The sequence below is a fragment of the Streptomyces sp. NPDC046862 genome, assembly GCF_040704615.1.
In the GTDB taxonomy this organism is placed as follows: Bacteria; Actinomycetota; Actinomycetes; order Streptomycetales; family Streptomycetaceae; genus Streptomyces.
The window spans coordinates 152,204-175,865 of the sequence record NZ_JBEYXP010000013.1 but is presented as its reverse complement, the minus strand read 5'-3'; the positions used below and the strand labels follow the sequence as shown (position 1 = coordinate 175,865).

Sequence of the window (23,662 nt, the reverse complement as noted above, 5' to 3'; positions counted from 1 at the left end):
CCGGGGTCAGGACCTGTGGTCGAGGCCTGGGGGCGGGACCTGGGGTCGGGACCTGCGGTCGAAGCCCGGGGTCAGGACCTGTGGTCGAGGCCCGGGGTCAGGACCTGTGGTCGAGGCCTGTGGTCGGGACCTGTGGTCGAAGCCCGGGGTCAGGACCTGTGGTCGAGGCCTGGGGTCGGGACCTGGGGTCGGGACCTGTGGTCGAAGCCCGGGGTTGGGGCCCGGGGCCGGACCCGGAGTCGAGGCCGGAGTCGAGGCCCCGGGTCGGGACCTGTGGTCGAGACCCTGGGGCGAGGCCCCGGGTCGGGCGGCCTACTGGGATCCGTACCGGCCTGCTTGGATGGGGCCATGAGCGCCGCCGACGAGATCCTCGACATCGTGGACGAGAACGACCGGGTCATCGGGCAATCACCCCGGGGCGAGGCGTACGCGCGAGGACTGCGCCACCGCTGCGCCTTCATCCACGTACGCGACGCCGAGGGCCGGATCTTCGTCCACCGCCGCACCCCGACGAAGCTGGTCTTCCCCTCCCTGTACGACATGTGGGTCGGCGGGGTCGTGGGCGCGGGCGAGTCCTACGACGACGCGGCACTGCGCGAGGCCGAGGAGGAACTCGGGGTCTCCGGCCTCCCCCGGCCCGCCCACCTCTTCAAGTTCCTGTACGACGACGGCGCCGGCCAGACCTGGTGGTCCGCCGTGTACGAGGTCCGCTGCGACCTCCCGGTGAACCCGCAGGTCGAGGAGGTGGCCTGGCACGGGTTCCTGCCGGAGGACGAGCTGGAGCGGCGGCTGACCGAGTGGGAGTGGGTTCCCGACGGCCTGGCCGCGTACGAACGCTTCAAGGCGTACCGCTCCATGGGCTGACCCCTCCCCTCGCTCCAGGGAGTCGGAACAGCGCCCGATAGGGTCGTGAATGTGATCGAATTCTTGCGGAACGTCCGGTTGTGGTTCGCGCCACAGGAGGTCCGGGAGGAGGGCGGCACTCCCGACTACCGGTTCTCGCTGGCGAACGAGCGGACCTTCCTGGCCTGGCTGCGCACCGCGCTCGCGCTGATCGGCGGGGGCTTCGCGGTGGACCAGTTCCTGCCGGACCTGCGGTGGGGCTGGCGGGTGGGCCTCGCGCTCGCGCTGCTCGCGGCCGGTGTGCTGTGTTCGCTGCGGGCGGTGAACCACTGGGTGCGGTGCGAGCGGGCGATGCGGCGCGGCGAGGACCTGCCCGTGTCGCGTTTCCCGGCGCTGCTCAGCGTCGCGGTGGCCGTCGTCGCGATCGCCATGGTCGCCGTGGTGCTCCTGGGGTGGGAGGGATGAGCGGCGCCGGTGACGAGCGGGATCCCGGGCTCCAGCCGGAGCGTACGCGGCTGGCGTGGCGGCGTACGACGCTGGCGAGCACCGTGGCGGCCGTGCTTGCCGCGAAGACGGCGCTGCACGAGGGGCCGTCCGTGGTGGGGGCGCTGGTCGGTGCGGTGTGCGGGGTCCTGTGGCTGGGCTTCCTGTGGCTCGCCCACCTCCGCATCCGGGTCCTGGCCTCGCCGCGTCCCCCGGTGATCGCCGGCCGGCACGCCACGGCGGCGGCCCTGTGCACGGTGGCCCTCGCGGTGTGTGCGGCGGCGTTGGTGGTGTGACGCGGCGGGTCTGCTGCTGGTGGGTTTCCTCGCCCCCGCCGCCCCTACCCGTCCCATCCTCGTCCCATCCCCCAGGGGCTCCGCCCCTTCGACCCCGTTCGGGGGCCAGCCCCCGGACCCCCGCTCCTCAAACGCCGGAGGGGCTGGAGGGTGCGGGCGGCGCTGGAGGGTGCGGGGCTGCGCTGAATCTTCCCGGCCAGGGCTGGTTTCAACGCCGCGGGGAACCGCACGGTCTTTAGGGGCGCGGGGAACTGCGCGACCAGCCCCCACTCACCCGCACCCGACAAACCCACCCCAGACGCCCACCCACGCGGCGGGGGCGAAACCACCGGGCACCCCGGATTCCGGCAGCTCGGAACCGACTGGCAGGCTCTGTGCACCAGTTGGTGACGATCCCAGGGGGTCCCCATGACCGCAGGCGAGCCGTACACGGTCGAGTTGGCCGAGGACGTGCACGCGTACGTGCAACCGGACGGCGGATGGTGCCTGAACAACTCCGGTTTCGTGAGCGACGGCACGACCACCCTGCTCGTGGACACCGCGGCCACCGAACGCCGCACCCTGGCCCTGTCCGCCGCGATCGAGGACAAGGGCGTCCCGGCCCCCCGGCTCCTGGTCAACACCCACCACCACGGCGACCACACCTACGGCAACGGCCACTTCATGCCCACGGCCACACTCGTCTCGCACGCCGCCTGCCGCCGCGAGGCCCTGGCCAGCGGACAGCACCTGCACCTGCTCTGGCCGCAGACCGACTTCGGGCACGTCCCGATCAAGGGCGCGGACCTGACGTTCACGGACCGCACGACACTCCACGTGGGCGACATCGAGGCCGAGGTGATCCACCCGGGCGTCTCGCACACCGTGGGCGACTCCTTCGTCTGGCTGCCGCACCGCCGCGTCGTGTTCACCGGGGACCTGGTCTTCGAGGGCGGGACGCCCTTCTTCCTGATGGGGTCGCTGAGCGGTTCGCTGCGTGCGCTGGAGATGCTGCGCGCACTGGGCGCCGAGACCGTCGTACCGGGGCACGGGCCGGTCACCGACCCGTCGGCGTTCGACCGGGCCGAGCGGTACATCCGCTTCGTGGCCGACGTGGCCGAGAAGTCGCACGCGGCGGGGCTCACCCCGCTGGAGGCGGCCCGGCAGACCGACCTCGGGGAGTACGCCGAGCTGCCGGAGAGCGAGCGGCTCGTGGCGAACCTGCGCCGCGCCTACGCCGAGCTGGACGGACATCCCGAGGGCGAGGGAGTCGACCCGTTCGCCGGTTTCACGGACATGGCGGCGATCAACGGCGGCGAGATGATGACCTGCCACGCGTGAGCCCGGGTACCGGCGCCCGGGTCTCGCACACGGGCGCCGGCGCCGGAACGAGTGGAGAGACCGATCACTTTCGCCCCGCCCACTGGACGGCATACCGACCGGTCGGCATCATGAGTCCCAGTGAAATTCCAGCGCATGTGGATCCGAGTGGAATCCCCGTCCCCGTTCACCCGCACGTAGGAGCGACGATGAGTCCTGACCACCCACCCGGTCTCGATCCGGACCGGCTGCGCGGCCTGCTCGATGCCGAGCGGCCCGGCCTGGTGAGCGGCCCCCTGACCGGCCGGCTCATCGAGGGCGGGCGGTCGAACCTCACGTACGAGGTCACGGACGGCACGTCGAAGTGGGTCGTGCGGCGCCCTCCGCTGGGCCATGTGCTGGCGACCGCGCACGACATGAAGCGCGAGCACCGGGTCATCAGCGCGCTGTACCCGACGAACGTACCCGTGCCGCGTCCCGTGCTGCTGTGCGAGGACGAGGAGGTGCTCGGCTCCCCGTTCTACGTCATGGACTTCGTGGAGGGCACCCCGTACCGCACCGCCGAGCAGCTCGCCCCGCTCGGCCCGGAGCGCACCCGGGAGGCCGTGCTGAGCCTGGTCGACACGCTCGTCGAGCTGCACGCGGTGGACCCCGCCGAGGTGGGGCTCGAGGACTTCGGGCGCCCGGAGGGCTTCCTGGACCGCCAGCTGCGGCGTTGGGGCAAGCAGCTCGACGCCTCCCGCAACCGCGACCTGGCCGGGATCGACGAGCTGCACGCCACCCTGGGCCGCGCGCTCCCGCACTCCCCCGCGCCCGCGGTCGTGCACGGCGACTACCGGCTCGACAACGTCCTGCTGGGCGAGGACGACCGGATCAGGGCGATCCTCGACTGGGAGATGTCCACGCTCGGCGACCCGCTGACGGACCTGGGCCTGCTGGTCATGTACAGCGTGCCGCTCGGGCTGCCGGACTCCCCGGTCTCCACGACGGCCGCGGCTCCCGGCCACCCGGATCCGGCGGAGATCGTCGAGCGGTACGCCGCGCGCTCGGGGCGCGACGTCTCCGAGGTCTCCTGGTACACGGCGTTCGCGTGGTTCAAGCTCGCCGTGATCCTTGAGGGCATCCACTACCGGTACACGCTGGGCCAGACGGTGGGCCGCGGCTTCGACCGCATCGGCGAACTGGTCCCCGTCTTCATCGAGCACGGCCTGACGACTCTCCGACAAGGCTCCGGGAAGGGCTGATCCACCATGGACTTCGCATACGACGCCCGTACGGAGGAGCTGCGGGGCAAGCTCCTCGCCTTCATGGACGAGTACGTCTACCCGGCCGAGACGATCGCGCACGAGCAGCGCGCGGGGCTCGCCTCGCCGTGGGACACCCCGGCCGTGGTCGAGGAGCTGAAGGCCGAGGCCCGCAGGCAGGGCCTGTGGAACCTCTTCCTGCCGGATTCGGAGTACGGAGCGGGCCTGACGAACCTGCAGTACGCCCCGCTCGCCGAGATCACGGGCCGCTCCCCGCAGCTGGCTCCGACGGCGCTGAACTGCGCGGCGCCCGACACCGGCAACATGGAGGTGCTCGCCCAGTTCGGCGACGAGCAGCAGCGCAAGCAGTGGCTGGAGCCGCTGCTCGCGGGCGAGATCCGCTCGGCGTTCGCGATGACGGAACCGGACGTGGCCTCGTCGGACGCCACGAACATCACCACGCTCATCGAGCGGGATGGCGACGAGTACGTCATCACCGGGCGCAAGTGGTACATCTCCGGGGCGATGAACCCGGACTGCCGGATCTTCATCGTGATGGGCAAGACGGACCCGGACGGGGCCGACATCCGCCGCCAGCAGTCCATGGTCCTGGTCCCGCGCGACACCCCGGGCGTCACCGTGAAGCGCGCCATGCAGGTGTTCGGCTACGAGGACCACTACCACGGCGGGCACGCGGAGGTGGTCTTCGACGGCGCGCGCGTTCCGGTGTCGAACCTGATCGGCGAGGAGGGCGGCGGCTTCGCCATCGCCCAGGCGCGGCTCGGTCCCGGCCGTATCCACCACTGCATGCGGCTGATCGGCATGGCCGAGCGGGCGATCGAGCTGATGTGCCGGCGGGCGGTGTCCCGCACCGCCTTCGGCAAGGCACTGGCCCAGCAGGGTGTGGTGCACAACTGGATCGCGGACGCGCGGGTGACGGTCGAGTCGTTGCGGCTGCTGGTGCTGAAGACGGCCTGGCTGATGGACACGGTCGGCAACAGGGGCGCGCACACGGAGATCCAGTCCATCAAGATCGCGACGCCCCGGGCGGTCGTCGACATCATCGACCGGGCGATCCAGTTGCACGGTGCGGGAGGTGTCAGCCAGGACTTCCCGCTCGCCGAGCTGTACGCGGGCGCGCGGACCCTGATGATCGCCGACGGGCCCGATGAGGTGCATCAGCGGTCGCTGGCGCGGCGGGAGCTGAAGCGGTACGCGTGACCCGCCGGGGCGGCCGGGGGTTTCCTTCGCCCCCGCCGCCCCTACCCGTCTACCCGTCCCATCCTCGGGGGCTCCGCCCCCATGCCCCCCCCGGGGGGCGGGTGGGTGGGTCGGTTGGGTGCGGGTGGGCGGGGGCTGGTCGCTCAGCTCCCCGCGCCCCTGAAAGCCGTGCAGTTCCCCGCGCTGTTCAGCCCCGGAGACAATCCCCGTTCGACCTACGGCCGCAGCGCCCTCAGCAGCAGGTCCGCCAAGTGGTCCGCCACCTCCTGGGGGCTCATCGGGCCGTCCGGGCTGTACCACGTCGACAGGTGGTGCACGGAGCCGAAGTGGTAGTCCACCACCAGGTCCGCGGGAGTAGCCGTGGAGAAGACGCCCGACTCCTGCCCCTCCTCCACCAGCGCACGGAAGCGCTCGTGGTAACGACGCCGCTCCGCCCGCACCTGCTTGTTCTTCTCGGGACTGAGATGATGCATCGACCGGAAGAAGATCATCGCGTCGTCGAGGTTCTCGATCGTCGTGACGACGACATCGGCCGCCGCCGCCCGCAGACGTCTCTCGATCGGCTCGTCCGCGCCCGCGAAGGCGTCGAGACGCTCCTGCTGAACGCGCAGCACACGCGCGTACACCTCGTGCAGCAGATCGTCCTTGGAGCCGAAGTAGTGGTACAGCGCGCCCTTGGTGACGCCCGCCGCCTCCACGATCTCCTGCACCGACGTACGGTCGTAGCCCTGCTCGGCGAAGAGCCGGGTGGCGGCGGCCAGCAGCCGCTGCGGGACGGGCGTGCCGTCTCCGTCCGTCGTCCTGGGCACTTGCCGCCACCTGCCTTTCGAGGTTCTGCCTGTTCGTCGTCGTCCGCCGGACGCCCACTCGTCCTATCGTCGCCGATCCGCCGGGACACGCCGTCTTCGACGGAGGATCTTTCCACCCTCCGGGCCCGGCACGTCGGGCAGGGCCGTCAGGGACGGGTCTCCCACTTCTGCTGGACGCGGTTCATGCCCGCCAGCCAGCGGTCCGGGTCGGCGGCCCGGGCCTGGTAGTACTCGGCGACCTCGGGGTGCGGCAGGATCAGGAACCGATCCTCCTCGATGCCCTTGAGCAGCGCGTCCGCCACGTCCTCGGGGTCGATCGCGGTCGGCGCGAGCACGAGCTCGCCCGCACTGCCGGCCGCGGTCAGCATGTCGGTGCGCACGCCCTGCGGGCAGATCGCGTGGACCTTCAGCCCACGGTGCCGGTAGGTCAGCGACAGCCACTCGGCGAAGGCGTACGCGCCGTGCTTGGTCACGCTGTAGGGCGCGGCGCCGATCATGGTGAGCAGCCCGGCGGCCGAGACCGTGGAGACGAACCGGCCGCTGCCGCGCTCCAGCCACGCGGGCAGGAGCTCGTGCGCCGCGCGGACGTGCGCCATCACGTTGACGTCCCAGGCGAGCTCCCAGACCTTCTCGTCGGCCGCCTCCGTGCCGCCGGAGCCGAGGCCCGCGTTGGCGCAGTAGACGTCGACCGTGCCGCCGAGCGCGTCCCGGGCCTCGGTGACGATCGCGGACGCGTCTCCCGGCACCGCGATGCCGCCGATCTCGTCGGCCACGGCCTGCGCCTTGCCGGCGTCGAGGTCGTTCACCACCACCCGCGCCCCCTCGGCCGCGAAACGGCGGGCCAGCGCCGCCCCGATACCGCCCCCGGCTCCGGTGACCACCACTCCAGCACCCTGCACGGCTCCCACCATCGGCTCCTTCGACGCGACGGAACGGCTCCGTCTCCGAGTTCATTTCCGAGCGGTCAGACTAACTGGTCGGTATGTTGCAACGGAAGGGTGACTGCGCGCCCCTCAAGGGGCGCGGGGCTGTGTCGATATGCGGCTCCGCCGCGTGGGCGCGACCGGCCACAGCCGGCCCGCAGCCAACACACCACCGCATCCATTCCGGCTCACCCGGCGGAGCAATACCGTGGCCTCCGACAGTTCCGTCGATCACGGAGGTCACAACCATGCGGGTGTCCAGACGACGACTGCTCGCCGCCACCACGGCCACCGCCGCACTGACAGTGAGCCCTGCCGGAGCCACCGGAGCCACCGGAGCCACCGGAGCCACCGGCGGCCACAGGCTCCGCACCGGATTCGAGCGGCTGGCCGCCGACGGCTACACGCTGCTCGACGGCGAACGCGTCGGGGTCGTCACCAACCCGACGGGCGTCACCCGCGACGTCCGGCACATCGTCGACGTGATGCACGCCGACGACCGCGTGGACCTCGTCGCCGTCTTCGGCCCCGAGCACGGCTTCCGCGGCACGGCCCAGGCGGGTGGCTCGGAGGGCCGTTACGACGACCCGGCGACCGGGCTGCCCGTCTACGACACGTACCAGAAGAGCGGCCGGCCGCTCGCCGACGTCTTCACCGCGTCCGGCGTCGACACCGTCGTGTTCGACATCCAGGACATCGGGGCGCGCTTCTACACGTACATCTGGACGCTGTACGACTGCATGGAGGCGGCCCAGCTCGCGGGCAAGCGGTTCGTGGTCCTCGACCGGCCGAACCCGGTGACCGGGCGCTCGGCCCAAGGGCCCGTGCTGCACAAGGAGTTCGCGACGTTCGTGGGCCGGCAGCCGATCTCTCAGGCGCACGGGATGACGGTGGCGGAGCTGGCGCGGCTGTTCAACAAGGAGTTCCTGACCTCGCCGGTGCCGCTGGACACCGTCCTGATGTCCGGGTGGAGGCGGTCGGAGTTCTACGACGCCTCCGCGCTCCCCTGGGTGCCGCCGAGCCCGAACATGCCGACGCCCGACACCGCTCTCGTGTACTCGGGGACGTGTCTCTTCGAGGGGACGAACCTGTCGGAGGGACGCGGGACCACCCGGCCGTTCGAACTGCTCGGCGCGGAGGGGATCGACCGCCGCTGGGCCGAGGCAGCGGAGGAACTCGGCCTGCCCGGCGTCCACTTCAGGGAGGCGTACTTCGCGCCCACGTTCTCCAAGTTCCAGGGTAAGACCGTCGGGGGCGTGCAGATCCACGTCCACGACCGGGCCGCGTACGACCCGGTGCGCACCGGCATCGCCCTCCTCGTGACCGCCAAGAGGGTCTGGAGCGGCTTCGCCTGGCGGGCCGACAACTGGATCGACAAGCTGACCGGCTCCGCGCGGGTGCGCACGATGATCGACGCGGGGGCGGACACGGACGAGGTCGTGGCGGGCTGGCGGGACGAGCTGGAGGCGTTCCGGAGGGTGCGCCGGGAGTACCTCCTGTACCGCTGATCCGGCGGCTGATCCGGCCGCCGACGCGGCGGCCCGTCACCCGCACATGGATTCGGGTACGTCCGAGCCCTGCGTGACGTATGGCCAACCGCCGCCACCAGCGGGACGATGCGCGCACAGCGCATGACCGACGGGGGCCGAAGGGGGCTCGGCATGGCGGATCCGGACATCGGCGTGACTCCCTACTGGGAGCTGACCTTCGACGCGGACGGTGACGTCGACGGACGGCAGCGGGACCGGCTCCTGGCGGAGGCCGGGCAGCGCGGGGTGCGCGACCTGGTCGTCTTCGCGCACGGCTGGAACAACGACCGCTCGGGCGCGACACGGCTCTACAGCCGCTTCTTCGAGCCGTTCCCCGCGCTGGCGCCCAAGGCGCGCCTCGGCTACGTGGGCGTGCTGTGGCCCTCGATGCGGTTCTCGGACGAACCCATCCCCGACCTGCCGCGATCGGTGGCCGCCGACGCCGAGGTGGCCGCCGAGGTCCCGGCGACCGCGCGTCCCGTACTCGACAAGGGCACCCGGCACGCGCTTCTGGAGATGTTCCCGGGGCGGGCGACGGTCGTGGAGCAGTTGGCGCGGCTGCTGGACCAGCAGCCGGACGAGAGCGCCTCGCTGGAGGAGTTCGGGCGGCTCGTACGGCTGCTGGTGGAGGTGCGGCCGCAGGGTCCGCAGGCCTCGTTCGCGGCGGACACCCTGGCCGAGGGGGTGCCGGAGAGCGACCCCGAGATGCTGTTCGGGGACACGGTGGCGGTGTGCGGGGAGTTCGCGGCGGCGCTGGCGCAGGTGGAGGGCAACGGGGCCGTCGGAGCCGAAGCCGTCGCCGTGGCGCCGCGGTTGTGGGACGGCGGCAAGGAACTGCTGCGCCAGGCCACTTACTTCGCGATGAAGCGGCGTGCGGGCACGGTCGGTGAGCGCGGGCTCGGGCGGGTCGTCGGGCAGCTCGCGGAGGCGGCGCCGGAGGTGCGGGTGCACCTCGTGGGGCACAGCTTCGGGGCGCGGCTGGTGTCGTTCGCGCTGCGCGGGCTGCCCGAGGGCGTGCGCACGGTGAAGTCGGTGACGCTGCTCCAGGGGGCCTTCTCGCACTACGCCTTCGCGGCCCGGCTGCCGCACGACACGCGGGCGAGCGGGGTTCTGCACGGCCAGCAGAAACGCGTCGACGGCCCCCTGGTGTGCTGCCACTCCCGTCACGACTCGGCGCTGGGCACGATCTACCCGCTGGCCTCCCGCATGGCGGGCGACTCGCGCTCGGTCGCGGGCTTCGGCATCGGCAGCGTCCTCGGCACCAAGTGGGGCGCGCTGGGCTACGACGGAGTGCGGGCCGTGAAGGGCACGCGCTCGTTCAAGCTGGCCGACGCGCTCACGGCGCAGCTGCCCACGTCCGGGTGCGTGAACATCGACGCGGGGGCCGTGGTCAGGCGCGGCGGCCCGCCGTCGGGCGCCCACAGCGACATCTGCCACAAGGAGCTGGCGCGGGTGGTGCTGGCGGCGGGCCGTATCGCCTGACCCGCCGCCGCGCACCGCCGGTGCGAACCGGGACTACCTGTGCGAGGTGAACTCGACCACCTGCTGGAAGGTCGGCCGGTTCTGCCAGCTGATCTTGTTGTGCTTGATGCCGCCGAGCGGTCGCTGGATGACCGAGTCGGCGCACCACTGGTCGCCGGCCGAGCAGTTGTCGTCGCCCGGGTAGACCTGGGCCGCGGTCTTGCCCGCCGCCTCCTTCAGGCTGCTGATCAGGACGTTCCGGCAGCCGCTGAGGGTGCCGCCGCCGCAGTACTTCTGGGGGAGGCCGCCCTGTACCGACTCACCGAGCACGGCCCGGACGTCCTTGTCGACGTAGGACCACCAGCCGTACTGGAAGGAGCTGCCCGCGTGCGATCCGGTGGGCCCGTGGGCGGCCGACGGGGACTCGTCGATGGGCAGGTTGGCGTTCATGGCGGTGTACAGGCCGCTGCCGAGGCCCGGTTCGAACTCGGCCTTCACCAGCAGGGGCCACCAGGCGTCCAGGATGCGGATCGCCTCGGCGTTGGCGTACGTCTTGGAACCCGCCGAGGTCTCGGTGCGCTTGGCGCCCGCGGACACCCACGCCTGCAGCTTGTCGACCGCGGCCTTGGCCGTGGAGTCCGTGACCGTCGAGCTGTTGATCACCTTCAGCAGCTTCGGCAGCACGTCCTCGGCGCGCAGGTCGGCGAGAGCCGCGTCCGCCATCGCCTTCACGAGCTGGGCCCTGGTGACGCCGCCCGCCGCCACGAGCTTCTTCACGCGGTCGTCGAGCAGGTTGCCGCGGTGGACGGAGCCGTTGCCCCAGGCGGCGGTGGTGTAGTCCTTGGCCTGCTTGTTGTTCCAGGAGATGTAGTAGTCCTGGTCGATGGAGTTCGGGTGGGCCGAGGGCGGCGTGTAGTCGGCGGTGTTGGTCGACGGGTTCCAGCCCTGCCACTCGTACGCCTGCCGCGCCCACACCGGGAACTCCGCGTCGACCCCGTTCGCGCGCACCGGGTTGTCACCGCTGTTGTAGTACGCGGTGTGCTGGGAGTCGGCGTAGAACCAGTTGAAGGTGTAGTTGATGTGCTGCGCCGCCTTCTGGAAGTCCTGCGGGCCCTTGACGTAGTCGGGGTCGTTCAGCATCTGGAAGCCGATGATCGAGTCGGCCTCGTGCATGTAGGAGGAGCGCAGGGTGGTGTAGGCGACCTTCTTGCCGCCGACCGTCGCACGGTGCGTGACCGGGCCGTACTTGGTGCGCCAGACCTGCATGCGGTAGGAGCCCGCCGGGGTGTCGTCAGCCGTGGTGGGCTTCCAGGAGTTGGTCTGCTCGACCTTGTCCATGGCAGTGCAGGTGCCGCGGTAGAGGTAGTGGTGGTCGTCCTGGCACAGCTCGACGGCGTAGGTGTCGATGATGTCCTGGCCGGAGGTCGTGGCGCTCCAGGAGTAGTCCTGGCCACGGCCGAGTTCGACGTACATGCTCAGGCCGGCGAAGGAGGCGCCGCGTGCGCTGATGCCCGGGCCCTGGATCTCCTGCAGCAAGAGGAGCTGGGGGGCGAAGTAGCCGGTCTGGGGGCCGAAGACGGCGACGGGGTGGCCGCTGGCGGTGTGCTTGCCGCTCACCACGAGGGCGTTGGACATGCCGCGTCTGGCGGAGGTGAGGGCGTTCGCGGCGGCCTTGGCCGAGGTGCTGGTGGCGGTGGAGCCGGACGCGCTGCCGGTGCGGTCGTAGACCAGCGGCTCCTCGGTGACCGAGCCGGCGTCGGGCAGGGCGGTGCCCTGCGGGTCGTCGGGCTTGGTCGCGTAGGGGAAGCTGCCGTTCTGGACGGTGAGGGCGGCCTCGGGGTCGTTGCGTTCGCGGAAGGACTCCCAGACCTTGGTGCCCTCGGTGACGCCGTACTTCTCCTGCGCGGCGAGGAGGGAGAGCGCGTTGTTGACCTCGCCGCCGCCTCCGGAGCCGAAGAGGGCGCCGATGACGGAGCCCAGCGCGACCAGGTCGGTGATCTTGAAGTGCTCGATGGTTCCGGCGTTGGTGATTGAGTCCTTGTGGCCGGTCAGGACGTACTCCCCTGGGAAGTAACGGCCACTGTCGGAGGCGTCTATGTAGGAGTTGACTCCGGCGAGGTAGGCGTTGGCGTCCGCGAGGGCCAACTTGCCGCGCTCGCCGTTCGTGGCGACCGCGTTGTCGATCTGGGCCTGCAGATCGGCCTCGGTGTACGGCGCGTGGCGCCAGAACTCCTGCTCCAGACCCTGGTTGGAGGGGTCGCCGCCGGCGAACGGGGTGAGCTGGCCGCGGCCCACGTGACGGAAGACGTCCATCAGCCACAGCCGGTCCTGGGCGGCCGCGTAGCCCGCTCCGAACTCGGTGCCGTATCGAGTGGTACCGGTGATGTGCGGCACACCCGTCTTCTTGTCGCGGACGATCGTGACGTCCGTGCGGCCGGCGGGCTTGAGGGTGGAGGCGACCTGGTCGGAGGGGACGCCGAAGGACGCGTCGTTGAAGAAGGTGTTGATCTTGTCGTTTGTTAGCGAGGAGTAGCCGGTGGCCAGGTTGGCGTACGGCCCGAGCTGGTTGTCGGCGTTGTCGGGCTGGGTGCCGAAGGCCTGGTTGAGGAGGACCTGGGCAAGGGTGGCATTGCCGTTCTGACCGGGCGGAAGGATGTCGGAGCACTGGCCGCCGCAGTAGTCGTTGGCCGTTGCCGCCGCGTCGACGGACGCTGTTTCCGCGGCCGCCGCCTGGGAAAGCGGCGACAAAAGACCGGCAATGAGGATGCATATGGATGCGCCCTTGAGGAACTCCGTGAATCGGCGGGGAGTTCTCACTTCGTCGAGTGTGGTGCGTGGGATGCGCCAGGGCATGGCAACTCCTCCTGACGGGGGGTGGGGCCAGAGGTTACCGCCGGTATCCCCGAGTTTGAAGATGAGCAAGCGTCAACTTTTTCTCATCACCACGGCCGCCGGCCGCCCGACACGGGCCGACGGCACGGGAGAAGCGGACCTGAACCGCTCGACGGATGGCTTATGGGGGGCCATCCGAAATTGGATGGAGCCGAATCGCGTGTCGATACGTCTATTCGGCGACGTCCGAACGGACGACGCCGAAGTTGACCGAAGTACAGGTGCAGGTGTGACGGAGGTGCAGGGCGATGGCCGGCTTCAGGAGTCTGGCGAGACAGGTGCGCGATCCGAGGTGCGACCTGGCACTGCGGCGTTATTCGCTGCGCAAGTGCCTTGAGAGGTTCGCCCCGTACGGACATCGGGCGACCTGGGACCATTTGTGCTCCCGGGCCGGGTTCGGTCCCGAGGACCGTTCCCCGGATCCAGCGCGGCTCGTGGCCGCACTGGACGAGCTGGAGGAGGCCCGCTCCGTCTGGCTCGCCTATGAGGGGGAGTTCGCGCAGCGCCGCAAGAAGGAGAAGCACGACGGGCTGCGCAGGCCGGGCAGTGTGGACGACTGGCACCGGCTGACCTGGGGTGGATTCGGCGTGGCATGGTGCGACGACCCACGCGTCCACCCCCATGAACCACTGGCAGAGGTGCTGCGCCGGCTGATCGCCGGACTCGAGCGCGAACCGGACTCGGTCTGTCCGGTGTGCGAGGGCCGGCACCTCACCTGGAAGTACGACCTGGCCCATGAACCCTCGTCGGGCCCGGTCTGCGCGGAATGCGGCATCGTGGTGCCGCGGCCCGTGCTGACACGTGAGGCCCTGGCGGACGCCAGGCGCGCACGGGCACGGCTGCTCGTATCGGCCTAGCCGGAGGACTCGGTCGCCCCCGGGCGATCCGATGAAACCGTGCGCGGCGGGGGTGCGATGGGGATGCCGCACCCCCGTGCGATGAGCGCACGGCCCGGACCACCCGGGCGGTCACGGCGTCGCGACGTCCGTGTGGATCGCGAGCTTGAACTCGGCGAGCGTGATCGCCGTCTTTATCCTCGCGTCGCTCAGGCCGCGCGCCGACACCTTCAGGCCGAGGGGCGTCCCCTTGTGCACGAACATCTGCCACAGGTAGGTGCGGAACTGCCCGCCCCGGGTGATCGTGCTGTCGCTGGTGGCCGTCGAGTCGTACCCGTCCTTTGTCGAGTTCAGCGGGTCGCGGACGAACCGCGCCCGGTACTCCAGGGCTCTGGGGTCCGCCTCCCAGAAGACCATCGCGGACACCACGCCCCAGCCGTCGTGGCTGGGCCAGATCAGCCCGGAGCGCTCATCCGGGTACGCGGACGCCTTCGTGCCGCCGTTCGCCGAGTCGTGCATCTTCCAGGGGTCGTACGACTCGCCGTTCTTCTCGTAGGGGAAGCGCACGAGGTGGTAGCCGTCCTTGTCGTACACGACCTTCTGCGCCCCCGCCTGATCGGCGTCCCACTTCAACGAGCTGACGACAACGCTCATCGGAACTCCTCTTCTCGTCCGGGGTCTCCTCGGACCCCGGCTCGTTGTCAGTGGCGCATGGCACCATCGACGGATGGTGCAGGTCTGCCTCAATGGCGCCCGCGGTGCGGGCGATGGTGCGGTGGTGCCTCTGTCTCCGGGAGCGTTGGCCGAATCTGCTGCCCAGGCCGTGGCGGCCGGGGCGTCTGACGTGCATGTTCATCCCAAGTCCCCCTGTGGACAGGACAGATTGTCAGCCAAAGTGGTTGCGGCGACCGTCATGGAGATTCGGTCGAGAGTGCGTGTGCCCGTCGGGGTGACCACCGGCGCGTGGGCGGAGCCCGACCCGGCCGCCCGCGTGGAGCGCGTCCTCTCCTGGACCGTCCTGCCGGACCACGCCTCCGTCAACTGGCACGAACCGGGCGCGGAGGAGGTCGCGGCGGCGCTCATGGAGCGCGGCATAGGCGTGGAGGCCGGCATCTGGTCCGGCACGGACGGCGCCGCGCGGTTCGCCGCGTCAGCCCTGGGTCCGCGCGTCCTGCGCGTGCTCGCCGAGGTGACGGACCCCTCGGCGGACACGGCGGAGCAGTCGGCCCACGCACTGCTCGCGGAACTGGGCCCCGCCCACGGCCGGCCCGTCCTGCTGCACGGCGAGGAGGGCGGCGCCTGGCCGGTGCTGCGGCTGGCCGGGCGGCTCGGTCTCGCGACGCGCATTGGTCTGGAGGACACGCTCGTCCTGCCGGACGGGGCACGGGCGGAGTCGAATGCTCAGCTGGTGGCGGAAGGGCTGGCTCAGTACAGGCGGTCCCAGCGCTCCGGGTAGGGCAGCGCGAGCGCGCCCGCGCGGGTGGCGAGGCCGTAGTCCCGGGATTCGAGGCGTGCGGGGGCCTCCTGGGCGAGCCAGGACTGGAGCTCCCGTATGTCGGAGTCCGTGGCACGGCTGCACCAGGCGAACGGCGAGCTTTCGGCGAGCAGGTCGTCCAGCCACTGGTCCACGCAGCGCAGGAGATGCGCGTCGGCCACGGGAGCGGTCTTCCAGCGGTCGAGCAGCGGGGTGAAGGAGCCGAGAACGGCGGCGCAGGTCTCGAAGACGTCCTCGACCGCATTCGGCGGCTCGGGCGTCGCCAGGACGTCCTCCCACCAGGCATGAAAGAACGCCTCGATGGCCGCGGCCTGTTCGGCGGGCCACGACCTCCAGTCCACCACGCCCAGCCCGTGCTCCCGCCAACCGACCCCTTCCAGCGTGCCGTCGGCCATCGCCCGCGCTCCCTGCGGCAGCAGACGGCGCATCGCCGCGGCGTGGTCGTCGAAGTGGTCGGAGACCTCGAAGACGTACATCTCCAGCACGTCGGGCGGCACCCGCGTGAAGGGCGTGCGCAGGTACGCCGTCTCCTCGGGCAGATGGCAGCGCCCGCATCCCGTCTCGTGCGGACTGGCGAAGCCGTTGAAGACGGTGTCGACCGTCGCGAGGGCGGCTTCGAGGGCGGGAGAGCGCATGGGAGTCGGTCCCGTCAGGACTCCGTGCCGGGCGGGTCACGGCCGGCCGAAGATCGCGACCCTACCAGCCGCAAATCCGCTCGCTCCACCCCTTTCCCGTGACGACAGTTGGGGTCGATGAAACCGATCTGAGCCCCCGCCGTACCGAGGAGCCCCCGATGTCGACGCTGCGCGTCACCGCCGAAGTGCTGACCGTCCACGAGCATCCGAACGCCGACGCGCTCGAACTGGCCCAGGTGGGCCTGTACCGGGCCGTCGTCGCCAAGGGCGCCTACCGCACCGGCGAGACGGCCGTCTACATCCCCGAGCAGTCCGTGCTCCCGGCCGGGCTGATCGAGGAGCTGGGCCTGACCGGACGCCTGGCGGGCGGCAACGCGGACCGGGTCAAGGCGGTCCGGCTGCGCGGCGAGCTCTCCCAGGGCATCGTGTGCCGCCCGAAGGCGCTCGCGGACGTGGACCTGACGCGGGCGGCCGCCGACGGCACGGACTTCGCCGAACAGCTGGGCATCACCAAGTGGGTGCCGCCCATCCCACCCACGATGAACGGTGACGCCGAGTCCGCGCCGGACCTCCTCCCCTGGGTCGACATCGAGAACATCCAGCGCTACCCGGACATCTTCACGCCCGGCGAACCGGTCGTCCTGACCGAGAAGCTGCACGGCTCGGCATGCCTGCTGACCTACTTCGCCGAGGACGGCCGCGTCCAGGTCTCCTCGAAGGGCTTCGGCGCGAAATCCCTCGCCCTGAAGGAGGATCCGCGCAACCTGTACTGGCGCGCGGTCCACGGCCACGGCGTCGCCGGAGCCGCGGCGCGGCTCGCCGATCGGCTCGGCGCGCGCCGGGTCGGCATCTTCGGCGAGGTGTACGGGGCCGGGGTGCAGGACCTGACGTACGGCGCCGACGGCCGCCGCGACACGCTCGGGTACGCCGTCTTCGACGTGTCCGCGGAGATCGGCGGCCAGATCCGCTGGCTGGACGCGACCGACCTGCTCGACGGCGAACTGCCGCTCGTACCCAGGCTGTACGAGGGCCCGTACGACATCGACCGCGCCCTGGAGGCCGCCACCGGCCGCGAGACCGTCTCGGGGCGCGAACTGCACCTGCGCGAGGGCGTGGTGATCCGGCCGGCCACCGAGCGGTACAGCCCGGTGACCGGCGGGCGGGCCATCGCGAAGGCGGTCAGCCCGGCGTATCTGACGAGGAAGGGCGGCACGGAGTACGAGTGACTCCCACGGGATCGGGGGACTCGTGGGGCCGGGGGAGCCCGGGACCGCTCAGCAGCGGTTCCCGGGCTCCCCCTCCGGCTCCGGAACCCGCCCCAACCGCTGCCGCCCGCCGGCGGCACGGCCCTCGACCATGAGCCGGGAACCGCTCTGCCGCTCGCCGAAGACGTCGTCCGGGTTGGACAGCACACAGCCCTCCAGGGACAGACAGCCGCAGCCGATGCAGTCGGTGAGGTGGTCGCGGAGCCGGTTGAGCTGCTTGATGCGTTCGTCCAGCTCGGACCGCCACGCCTCGGACAGACGCGCCCAGTCCTCGCGGTTGGGTGTGCGCTCCTCGGGCAGTTCGGCGAGGGCCTCGCGGATGGTGGCGAGCGGGATGCCGACGCGCTGCGCGGCCCGGACGAAGGCCACCCGGCGCAGGGCGTCACGGCTGTAGCGGCGTTGGTTGCCGGAGGTGCGGCGGCTGGCGATCAGCCCCTTTGACTCGTAGAAGTGCAGGGCGGATACGGCGGCACCGCTGCGGGCGGACAGCTGGCCGACGGTCAACTCGTGGATCTTCTCCGGGATCTGAGGCACCCCTCAGAGCCTACCGACCCCGTCACCCGACCGGGCCGTTGACAGGTGCCCCGGCATCCGACCATGCTAAGCAGTTGCTTAGAGTTGGTGTTCGACACGAGTGGCGCAGCGAGCGGCGCAGACACGCGGGATGCGGGAGGCCGGAGCATGGCAGAGCCGAGGACGTTCACGTCCGCCGACGAACTCAAGGCGGCGGTGGGCGAGCAGTTGGGGTACAGCGACTGGCTGGAGATCGACCAGAAGCGGATCGACCTGTTCGCGGACGCCACGGGCGACCACCAGTGGATCCATGTGGACCCGGAGAAGGCCGCGGCGGGCCCCTTCGGGACCACCATCGCGCACGGGTACCTGACCCTCTCACTGCTGCCGCTGCTGGTGCCGCAGGTACTGAAGGTCGACAACGTCAAGATGGGCGTCAACTACGGCACGAACAAGGTGCGGTTCCCGGCCCCCGTGCCGGTGGGTTCGCGGCTGCGCGCCACGGCGGCCCTGAAGGAGGTCACCGAGGCGGGGGGCGGCATCCAGGTCACGGCCGCGGTGTCCGTGGAGCGCGAGGGCGGCGACAAGCCGGTGTGCGTGGCGGAGTCGGTGTCGCGGTACTACTTCTGATCGGTGTCGCGGTACTACTTCCGATCGGCAGTCCCGGCACTCTTTCCGCGATGACCGGGACTGCGGGAGGGACAGCACACCTAGCCCTTCGCCCCCACCATCCTCAGCACGAGGTCGGCGTACAGTGCGCCGACCTCGTCGGGGGTCCTGGGGCCGTTCACGTTGAACCAGCGGGCGACGTCGATGCACAGGGAGAGCACCGCGAGGGTGGTGCCCTTGACGTCGGGGACGTCGAAGTCGCCCGCCGCGACGCCGTCCTCGATGATGCCGCGCACGGCCGCGTCGTTCTGCCGCCGCAGGGCCACGATCTCGGCGCGCGCGTCGGGGCCGAGGGCGTCCAGCTCGTACTGCACGACCCTGGCGACGGTGTGCTGCGCGGCGTGCCACCGCACGAAGGACCGTACGGCCTCGGCGAGCCGCTCGGAGGGGCCGCCCTCGCTCTCGGCGGCCGTCCGCAACACGTCGAGCGCCTTCTCGTGGCCGATGCGGCTGATCCGGTGGAGCAGCTCTTCCTTGGTCTTGTAGTGGATGTAGAGCGCGGCCGGGCTCATACCCGCGCGGCCCGCGATGTCACGGGTCGTCGTCGCGTGGTACCCGCGCTCGGCGAAGGCCTCCACCGCGGCGACGAGCAGCCGCCGGGCCGCGTCCGGGGTGACCTCGCCCCACGGCTGCGTCTCGCCGCCGGCCGTCTCCTCCGCCGTACTCATCGCTCGTTCGCCCCTTCCCGTGGCAGGGTCAACACCATACCTCCGAAGGTGAGCGCTCGCTTAGAGTGCCCGTTCAGGGCGGTACGAAACGCGGTCAGAGCTTGGCGAGGGGGTCGTGCTCGGCGAGCAGCTTCTCCAGTCTGGCCTGGTCGACGCGGCTGACGATCTGTCCGGCCTCCTGCTTGTCCCGGACCACCTTGGCCAGGGTGAAGGCCGAGGTCACCAGGTACAGGACGGCGATGCCCAGGAAGGCGCGCACCCAGGCGTCGGCCTCCAGCTGGAAGATACCGATCGCGGTGGCCACCATGGCGATGGCGAACGAGGCGACGGCCTGACCGAAGTAGGCGGCCGTGGACTGCTGCTTGACGGGTGTCTCACTCATGCGGACAAGGATCGGCGGCCGTGACCGGCACCACATCCGTCGGAATACTCACCCGCGTACTCAGAGGACACCCGCCCGGAGGCTGCGCTCAGAAGGCCGAAACCCCGGTCAGCGCACGCCCGATGACCAGCTTCTGTATCTGGCTGGTGCCCTCGTACAGGGTCATCACCCGGGCGTCCCGCAGCAGCTTGCCGACCGGGTACTCGTCGATGTAGCCGTACCCGCCGAAGACCTGCAGGGCGTTGTTGGCGGCGCGTACGGCGGCCTCGGAGGCGAAGAGTTTGGCCTTGCTGGACTCGGTGGCGAAGGGCAGGTCGCGGTCGATGAGGTCGGCGACGCGCCAGGTGAGCAGCCGTGCCGCGTCGACGTCCACGGCGATGTCGCTGATCAGCTCCTGCACCAGTTGGTGGTGGGCGATGGTCTTCCCGAACTGCTCGCGCTCGGTCGCGTACGCCACGGCGGCGTCCAGCGCGGCCTGGGCGATCCCGACGCACCCGGCGGCCACCGACATCCGCCCCTTGGCCAGCGCGGACATCGCCACGGCGAACCCCTTGCCCTCGGGTCCCAGCATGGCGCTCGCGGGCACGCGCACCCCGTCGAGCACCAGCTCGGCGGTGGCCTGTCCGCGCAGACCGAGCTTGCCGTGAACGGTGCGGCGGGTCAGTCCGGGCGAGTCCGTGGGCACGAGGAAGGCGGAGACGCCCCGGTGCCCCGGGGCGTCGGTGGAGCGCGCGAAGAGCAGCACCACGTCGGCCCAGGTCCCGTTGGTGATGAACATCTTGGACCCGCTGATGACGTAGTCGTCGCCGTCCCGCACGGCCCGGGTCGCCAGGTCCCCCGCGTCCGACCCCGTACCGGGCTCCGTGAGTCCGAAGCACCCCAGGTACTCCCCCGACGTGAGGCCCGGGAGCCACCGCCGCTTCTGCTCCTCGCTCCCCCAGTGCGCCACGGACTTGGCGACGAGCCCCAGCGAGACGGAGACGATCCCACGCACGGAGGAGTCCCCGCGGCCCAGCTCCTCGGTGACCAGGCAGTACGCGAGGTGGTCACCGCCGGAGCCGCCGTACTCCTCCTCGACGGTGAGCCCGAGGAAGCCGACGTCGCCGAGCCGCTTCACGATCCCGCGGTCGACGGCCTCGGCCCGGTCCCACTCGGTGACGTACGGGGCGATCTCCCCCGCCACGAAGTCCCTGGCGAGCTGCCGGACGGCGACGTGCTCCTCACCGAGCTCCAGGTTCACCACACGTCACCCCTCAGGAAGACCGACTGGTCAGCCGTTAAATTACCACTGCTAGTTTAATGGTCCAGCCCTACTATGTGCGCCATGGCCCGACCGCGCAAGCCCCTCCTGAGCACCGACCGGATCGTCACCACGGCACGGGCACTCGTGGACACGGAGGGCCTCTCGGCGGTGTCCACCCGACGGCTCGCCGCCGAGCTGGGCGTGAGCGGCCCGTCGCTCTACAACCACTTCCGCACCAAGGACCAGATCCTGGAGGCCGTGGCGGACTCGGTGAGCGCGCAGGTCGACCTGTCGATGTTCGAGGACGGACGTGACTGGCGCACGGCCCTGCACGACTGGGCCGTCTCCTACCGGGCCGCTCTGCGGGACCACCCGAACATCGTCCCCGTCCTCGCCCGTGGCCCCGGCCGGCGCCCGGCGGGCCTCCGGCTGGCCGACGCGGTCTTCGGCGCGATGGTGAGAGCGGGCTGGCCTCCGGCCCAGGCCACGTCCATCGGCGCCCTCATGCGCTACTTCATCATGGGCTCCGCCCTCGGGTCCTTCGCCGGCGGTTTCGTCGACGACGAGGCGGCGTACGACCCCGCCGCCTATCCCCACCTCGGCCAGGCGCACCTGCTCGCCGACCAGCAGGACAAGATCGACGACCGAGCCTTCGAGACGGGCCTGACGGCACTGCTGGACGGCCTCACGGTCCAGTTCGAGCGGCTCCCTCCGGGGGTTTAGCGGGTTCCTCTCGTCCGCCGGGTTCTGTTCGTTGGCGGCTGCGGGTTCGTCGTGGCTTGTCGCGCCCGCGCGGCGGAGCCGCATATTGATACAGCCCCGCGCCCCTTAAAAGCACGGCCCCGCGCCCGGCGTCACGACGCGCCGCCCACTCCGCGCACCGAAGACCAAGCGGGCGACACCCGCCCCCACCGGCCCGCAGACGCGCACCCCCGCCCCACGACAAACCGCAGGCGCCCCCACCACCACGGCGCCGCACCCACCCAACAACCACCAGGGGACGCGCCCCACCAGGGGACGCGCCCCACCAGGGGCGCGGGGAACTGCGCGACCAGCCACAACGGACCCTGCAGCCGCCCACCACCAGGAACCCGGCAGACGAGACCGGCATCCCCCCAACGCTTCGGCCGGCGCCGAAACGTCCGTGCCGCATCCTGGTGGGCATGACCCGCAGGAACCCGGACCGGCCACACCCCCACGCCGGCGCCGCCGAACTCGCCGCGTTCGCAGCGCTGATCGCCGACGAGACGCGCGCCGCGTGCCTCCTCGCCCTGCTGGACGGCCGCGCCTGGACCGCCGGCGAACTCGCCCGGCACGCCGGCGTCGCCCCCTCCACCACCAGCGAACACCTCGGCAAACTCGTGGCCGGCGGGCTGCTCACCGAAGAGCGCCAGGGCCGCCACCGCTACGTCCGGCTGGCCGACCCCCGCATCGCCCAACTCGTGGAGGATCTCGCCGCCCACACCCGAACCGACTCCTCCGCCGAGCGCCCCCACACCCTGCGCGCCGCCACCACCCGCTCCGCGATGGCCCGCGGCCGCACCTGTTACGACCACCTCGCCGGCCGCCTCGGCATCACCGTCACCGACGCCCTGACCCACCACGGTCTCCTCCGCCAGGACACCGGCTTCGCCCTCACGGACACCGGCCTGGCATGGTTCGCCGACGCCGGCATCGACCTGGAACGCACCGGACGCCGCCCTCTCGCCCGCGCCTGCCTCGACTGGACCGAACGCCGCCCCCACCTCGCGGGCGTCGCGGGCGCGGCCCTGTGCCGGCACTCGCTGACCACCGGCTGGTGCGTACGCATCGGCTCCGAACGGGCGGTGAAGGTCACACAGGCGGGCGAGCGGGCCTTCGCGGAGCTGCTGGGCATCGAGCCCCAGTCGTTGCGCTGAACAGGCCCAGCAACGCTTCCCGGTCCGAAATCCGCGAGCCCCAACCCCCTCGCCCCACCTAGCCTCAGGAGCATGATGACCACCGCGTCCGCCGATCGGGCCGCCCCGTCCACCTTGTCCACCCGCCGTCCCGAACTGCTCGCCGCGGCCGCCGCCACGGTCACCGTCGTGCTGTGGGCGTCCGCGTTCGTGTCGATCCGGAGTGCGGGCGCCGCGTACTCGCCGGGCGCACTGGCACTCGGGCGGCTGCTGGCGGGGGCGGTGGCGCTCGGCGTCATCTGCGTGGTGCGCAGGGAGGGGTGGCCGCCGCGGGCCGCGTGGCCGGGCATCCTGATATCCGGGCTGCTGTGGTTCGGCTTCTACATGGTCGCCCTCAACTGGGGCGAGCAGCAGGTCGACGCCGGCACGGCGGCCCTGATCGTCAACATCGGCCCGATCCTCATCGCCCTGCTCGGCTCACGTCTGCTGGGCGACCCGATGCCGCCCCGGCTGCTCGCGGGCATGGCGGTGTCGTTCGCGGGCGCGGTCACCGTGGGGCTGTCCATGTCCGGCGGGGGCGGGTCGTCGGTCCTGGGCGTCGTCCTGTGCCTGCTCGCAGCCGTGGGGTACGCGGGTGGCGCCGTCGCGCAGAAGCCGGCGCTCGGGCGGGCGAGCGCGCTGCAGGTGACGACGTTCGGGTGTCTCGTCGGTGCGGTGGTGTGCCTGCCGTTCGCGGGGCAGTTGGTGACGGAGGCGGGCGAAGCACCGCTCTCCGCGACCCTCAACATGATCTACCTGGGTGTGTTCCCGACCGCGCTGGCCTTCACGACGTGGGCGTACGCGCTGGCCCGTACGACCGCGAGCCGCATGGGCGCGACCACGTACGCGGTGCCCGCGCTGGTGGTGCTGATGTCGTGGCTGGCGCTGGACGAGGTGCCGGGGTTGTTCACGCTGGCGGGTGGTGTGCTGTGTCTGGCCGGGGTGGCCGTGTCGCGGTCCCGGGCGCGTACGACGCGCGCGGCTGTGGCTCCGGAAACCGTTCCGGAGCCACAGCCCGAGCGGGAACAGGCGTGAGTTCT

24 protein-coding genes are annotated in these 23,662 nt (G+C 71.3%); 15 read left to right on the top strand and 9 right to left on the bottom strand.

Features of this window, described 5'->3' with window-relative positions; translation table 11 throughout:
* Positions 1–348 precede the first annotated feature (348 nt).
* From AB0959_RS17105 to AB0959_RS17080, 6 genes are all read left to right on the top strand, one after another.
* On the top strand, positions 349–864 hold the full coding sequence (locus AB0959_RS17105; protein ID WP_366827202.1) for an NUDIX domain-containing protein: 516 nt from the start codon (positions 349–351) through the stop codon (positions 862–864).
* A gap of 51 nt (positions 865–915) precedes the next feature.
* Positions 916–1,308, top strand: coding sequence for a DUF202 domain-containing protein (locus AB0959_RS17100; protein WP_366827201.1), 393 nt, complete (start codon positions 916–918; stop codon positions 1,306–1,308).
* Complete coding sequence (locus AB0959_RS17095) at positions 1,305–1,622, top strand: DUF202 domain-containing protein (protein ID WP_366827200.1); 318 nt, start codon at positions 1,305–1,307, stop codon at positions 1,620–1,622. The genes AB0959_RS17100 and AB0959_RS17095 overlap by 4 nt, the downstream gene beginning before the upstream one ends.
* A 408-nt stretch (positions 1,623–2,030) precedes the next feature.
* The gene (locus AB0959_RS17090) at positions 2,031–2,942 is read left to right on the top strand and encodes an MBL fold metallo-hydrolase (RefSeq protein WP_366827199.1); all 912 of its coding nucleotides are present in this window, start codon (positions 2,031–2,033) and stop codon (positions 2,940–2,942) included.
* 188 nt (positions 2,943–3,130) lie between these two features.
* Positions 3,131–4,165, top strand: a complete 1,035-nt coding sequence (locus AB0959_RS17085) for a phosphotransferase family protein (RefSeq protein ID WP_366827198.1) — start codon at positions 3,131–3,133, stop codon at positions 4,163–4,165.
* A gap of 6 nt (positions 4,166–4,171) precedes the next feature.
* On the top strand, positions 4,172–5,386 hold the full coding sequence (locus AB0959_RS17080) for an acyl-CoA dehydrogenase family protein (RefSeq protein WP_366827197.1): 1,215 nt from the start codon (positions 4,172–4,174) through the stop codon (positions 5,384–5,386).
* A gap of 215 nt (positions 5,387–5,601) precedes the next feature.
* Here AB0959_RS17080 and AB0959_RS17075 read toward each other — a convergent pair whose 3' ends face one another.
* Both AB0959_RS17075 and AB0959_RS17070 read right to left on the bottom strand, forming a co-directional pair.
* On the bottom strand, positions 5,602–6,195 hold the full coding sequence (locus AB0959_RS17075; protein ID WP_366827196.1) for a TetR/AcrR family transcriptional regulator: 594 nt from the start codon (positions 6,193–6,195) through the stop codon (positions 5,602–5,604).
* Positions 6,196–6,341: 146 nt separating this feature from the next.
* Positions 6,342–7,106: an SDR family oxidoreductase gene (locus AB0959_RS17070; protein ID WP_366827195.1), complete on the bottom strand. Its 765-nt coding sequence runs from the start codon at positions 7,104–7,106 to the stop codon at positions 6,342–6,344.
* A gap of 260 nt (positions 7,107–7,366) precedes the next feature.
* Here AB0959_RS17070 and AB0959_RS17065 point away from each other — a divergent pair, with 260 nt between their 5' ends.
* Positions 7,367–8,626, top strand: coding sequence for a DUF1343 domain-containing protein (locus AB0959_RS17065; RefSeq protein WP_366827194.1), 1,260 nt, complete (start codon positions 7,367–7,369; stop codon positions 8,624–8,626).
* Between the two features lie 153 nt (positions 8,627–8,779).
* Positions 8,780–10,129, top strand: a complete 1,350-nt coding sequence (locus AB0959_RS17060) for a serine-threonine protein kinase (RefSeq protein WP_366827193.1) — start codon at positions 8,780–8,782, stop codon at positions 10,127–10,129.
* A 33-nt stretch (positions 10,130–10,162) separates the two neighbouring features.
* Here AB0959_RS17060 and AB0959_RS17055 read toward each other — a convergent pair whose 3' ends face one another.
* Positions 10,163–12,961: a penicillin acylase family protein gene (locus AB0959_RS17055; protein WP_366827192.1), complete on the bottom strand. Its 2,799-nt coding sequence runs from the start codon at positions 12,959–12,961 to the stop codon at positions 10,163–10,165.
* 287 nt (positions 12,962–13,248) lie between these two features.
* Between AB0959_RS17055 and AB0959_RS17050 the strand changes: the two genes are divergently transcribed.
* Positions 13,249–13,857 carry a hypothetical protein gene (locus AB0959_RS17050; RefSeq protein ID WP_366827191.1) on the top strand — a complete coding sequence of 203 codons (609 nt, stop codon included), beginning with the start codon at positions 13,249–13,251 and terminating at the stop codon, positions 13,855–13,857.
* A gap of 111 nt (positions 13,858–13,968) precedes the next feature.
* Here AB0959_RS17050 and AB0959_RS17045 read toward each other — a convergent pair whose 3' ends face one another.
* Entirely contained in the window at positions 13,969–14,490 is a 522-nt protein-coding gene (locus AB0959_RS17045) for a hypothetical protein (RefSeq protein ID WP_366827190.1), read from the bottom strand.
* Between the two features lie 73 nt (positions 14,491–14,563).
* Here AB0959_RS17045 and AB0959_RS17040 point away from each other — a divergent pair, with 73 nt between their 5' ends.
* Entirely contained in the window at positions 14,564–15,292 is a 729-nt protein-coding gene (locus tag AB0959_RS17040; RefSeq protein ID WP_366827189.1) for a 3-keto-5-aminohexanoate cleavage protein, read from the top strand.
* Here the strand turns inward: AB0959_RS17040 and AB0959_RS17035 are convergent.
* On the bottom strand, positions 15,262–15,966 hold the full coding sequence (locus AB0959_RS17035) for a hypothetical protein (RefSeq protein WP_366827188.1): 705 nt from the start codon (positions 15,964–15,966) through the stop codon (positions 15,262–15,264). The two genes, AB0959_RS17040 and AB0959_RS17035, sit on opposite strands and share 31 nt — an antisense overlap.
* Before the next feature lie 158 nt (positions 15,967–16,124).
* On the opposite strand from AB0959_RS17035, the gene AB0959_RS17030 reads away from it, so the two are divergent.
* On the top strand, positions 16,125–17,192 hold the full coding sequence (locus AB0959_RS17030) for an RNA ligase (ATP) (protein WP_366827187.1): 1,068 nt from the start codon (positions 16,125–16,127) through the stop codon (positions 17,190–17,192).
* 48 nt (positions 17,193–17,240) lie between these two features.
* Here the strand turns inward: AB0959_RS17030 and soxR are convergent, their stop codons facing one another.
* Positions 17,241–17,765, bottom strand: a complete 525-nt coding sequence (gene soxR, locus AB0959_RS17025) for a redox-sensitive transcriptional activator SoxR (protein ID WP_366827186.1) — start codon at positions 17,763–17,765, stop codon at positions 17,241–17,243.
* Positions 17,766–17,912: 147 nt separating this feature from the next.
* Between soxR and AB0959_RS17020 the strand changes: the two genes are divergently transcribed.
* Positions 17,913–18,374, top strand: coding sequence for a MaoC family dehydratase (locus tag AB0959_RS17020; protein WP_366827185.1), 462 nt, complete (start codon positions 17,913–17,915; stop codon positions 18,372–18,374).
* Between the two features lie 80 nt (positions 18,375–18,454).
* On the opposite strand, the gene AB0959_RS17015 is transcribed toward AB0959_RS17020, so the two are convergent.
* The 3 genes from AB0959_RS17015 to AB0959_RS17005 all read right to left on the bottom strand — a co-directional run bounded on the left by AB0959_RS17015 (position 18,455) and on the right by AB0959_RS17005 (position 20,703).
* Positions 18,455–19,081, bottom strand: coding sequence for a TetR/AcrR family transcriptional regulator (locus AB0959_RS17015; protein ID WP_366827184.1), 627 nt, complete (start codon positions 19,079–19,081; stop codon positions 18,455–18,457).
* A 94-nt stretch (positions 19,082–19,175) separates the two neighbouring features.
* Positions 19,176–19,463 (bottom strand): YiaA/YiaB family inner membrane protein, encoded by a 288-nt coding sequence (locus tag AB0959_RS17010; RefSeq protein WP_366827183.1) that lies wholly within the window; start codon positions 19,461–19,463, stop codon positions 19,176–19,178.
* Between the two features lie 88 nt (positions 19,464–19,551).
* Complete coding sequence (locus tag AB0959_RS17005; protein WP_366827249.1) at positions 19,552–20,703, bottom strand: acyl-CoA dehydrogenase family protein; 1,152 nt, start codon at positions 20,701–20,703, stop codon at positions 19,552–19,554.
* A gap of 84 nt (positions 20,704–20,787) precedes the next feature.
* On the opposite strand from AB0959_RS17005, the gene AB0959_RS17000 reads away from it, so the two are divergent.
* From AB0959_RS17000 to AB0959_RS16990, 3 genes are all read left to right on the top strand, one after another.
* The gene (locus AB0959_RS17000) at positions 20,788–21,429 is read left to right on the top strand and encodes a TetR/AcrR family transcriptional regulator (protein ID WP_366827182.1); all 642 of its coding nucleotides are present in this window, start codon (positions 20,788–20,790) and stop codon (positions 21,427–21,429) included.
* Between the two features lie 440 nt (positions 21,430–21,869).
* The gene (locus AB0959_RS16995) at positions 21,870–22,604 is read left to right on the top strand and encodes a winged helix-turn-helix domain-containing protein (RefSeq protein WP_366827181.1); all 735 of its coding nucleotides are present in this window, start codon (positions 21,870–21,872) and stop codon (positions 22,602–22,604) included.
* Between the two features lie 72 nt (positions 22,605–22,676).
* A complete protein-coding gene (locus AB0959_RS16990) occupies positions 22,677–23,657 on the top strand; it encodes a DMT family transporter (RefSeq protein ID WP_366827180.1) in 981 nt (326 codons plus the stop codon).
* The last annotated feature ends 5 nt before the right edge of the window (positions 23,658–23,662 follow it).